The 1,574-nt window shown below is 68.2% G+C and carries 2 protein-coding genes; one reads left to right on the top strand and one right to left on the bottom strand.

Features of this window, described 5'->3' with window-relative positions; genetic code table 11:
* Window positions 1-680, top strand: a 680-nt coding sequence (locus tag D180_RS15735) for an aminotransferase class I/II-fold pyridoxal phosphate-dependent enzyme (protein ID WP_017913553.1), incomplete at its 5' end; no start/stop codon positions are given.
* Window positions 681-1,009: 329 nt separating this feature from the next.
* On the opposite strand, the gene zipA is transcribed toward D180_RS15735, so the two are convergent.
* Window positions 1,010-1,574: cell division protein ZipA (gene zipA / locus D180_RS15730; RefSeq protein WP_017913552.1), on the bottom strand; the 565-nt coding region annotated here is incomplete at its 5' end.

Raw genomic sequence — 1,574 nt, 5'->3', positions numbered from 1 at the left:
GGCGGGTGCCGCTGCGCGCCGACGGCGCCCACGACGTCAAGGCCATGGCCAGCGCCGATCCGAACGCCGGACTGATCTACCTGTGCAATCCCAACAACCCGACCGGGTCGGTGACCAAGCGCGCCGACATCGAATGGCTGCTGGCCAACAAGCCTGCGTCCAGCGTGCTGCTGGTCGACGAGGCCTACCTGCACTACAGCGACGAGCCGTCGGTGATCGACCTGATCGGCCAGCGCCAGGACCTGCTGGTGCTGCGCACCTTCTCCAAGCTGTATGGCATGGCCGGGCTGCGCCTGGGCTTGGCGGTGGCCGCGCCGGGGCTGCAGACCAGGCTGGCCGCGTTCGGCCAGAATCCGGTGTCGGTGCCTGCGCTGGCCGCCGGCATCGCCAGCCTGCAGGACCTGCAACTGGTGCCGACCCGCCGCGCCGAGAACGCGCGCATCCGCGACGCCACCATCGCCTGGCTGCAGAGCAAGGGCTACAAATGCCTGCCGTCGCAGGCCAACTGCTTCATGGTCGACGTCAAGCGTGACGGCACCGCCTTCGCCGCGGCGATGGCCAAGCAAGGCGTGATCGTCGGCCGAAGCTGGCCGATCTGGCCGAAGCTGATGCGCGTTACCGTGGGCAGCGAAGCGGAGATGCTGCGGTTTCGGGAGGCGTTTGTTAAGGCGCGCAAGTAGCTTGGGGGCCGGGAATGGGGAATGGAGAATCGGGAATCGTAAAAGCCGGGTTGCCTTGCGGCTGAGGCGTGGAGAGGCTTGCCCTGGCCTTCCCATTACAGGTCCATGGTTCACTAGCCTGGCGTCAGTGCGCCAGGCTTGGAGAGTCGGGATAAGGGTACGCAAGAGTCAAAGCCAGGGGTTCTGGCGTTCGGCGGCGGTCGTACCCTCATCCGCCCCCTTCGGGGGCACCTTCTCCCGAAGGGAGAAGGGAAGAGCGCGCGGGGGGTCAGAGGCGGGGATACGCTTTTACGATTCCCCATTCCCGTTTCCCTATTCTCGGCACCAAGCTACCAGCGCGGCGCCTTCGTCAATGGCGGCGCCTGGTGCTGACGGTCGTAGGCGCGCAGGTCGTCGCGGATGTGGGCGATGCGCTGGCGTCCGAGGGCGTTGCGGCTGTCGTCCAGGACCACGCCGTCGAGCAGTTCGCCCATGCGCTGCACGGTCGGCAGCATCTTCTCCCAGGCGTCGAGCGCGGTCAGCGGCGCCGGCAGGGTCAGGAAGAAGGCGATCGCCGGGGTCTCCATCTCGCGGATGTGCGCCATGTCGAAGCTGCCCGGCTTCATGATGCTGGCCATGCTGAAGATCGGGCCGCGCTCGGGATGCCCTTCCACCAGGCGGTGGAACACGTTCATGTGGCCGAAGGTCAGGCCGGTCTTCTCCGCGGCCACCACGATGTCCTCGCCGCGCAGCACCTGCCCGGCGCGGGCGGCGACATACAGCGAAACGATCTTGTCGAAATCCTGGCTCGGCCGCTTGCCGAGGTCGGCGCCGGGCGTCTCCGCGGCGGGCAGGCCCAGGTCGGGCTGGTGCGCTTCGCCGTCCGCGCCGGGCGCGACCAGCGCGTCGTCGCCG

The sequence above is a fragment of the Xanthomonas sp. SHU 166 genome, from assembly GCF_000364685.1.
Taxonomy (GTDB): domain Bacteria; phylum Pseudomonadota; class Gammaproteobacteria; order Xanthomonadales; family Xanthomonadaceae; genus Xanthomonas_A; species Xanthomonas_A sontii.
This window is presented reverse-complemented; position numbering and strand designations above follow the sequence as displayed.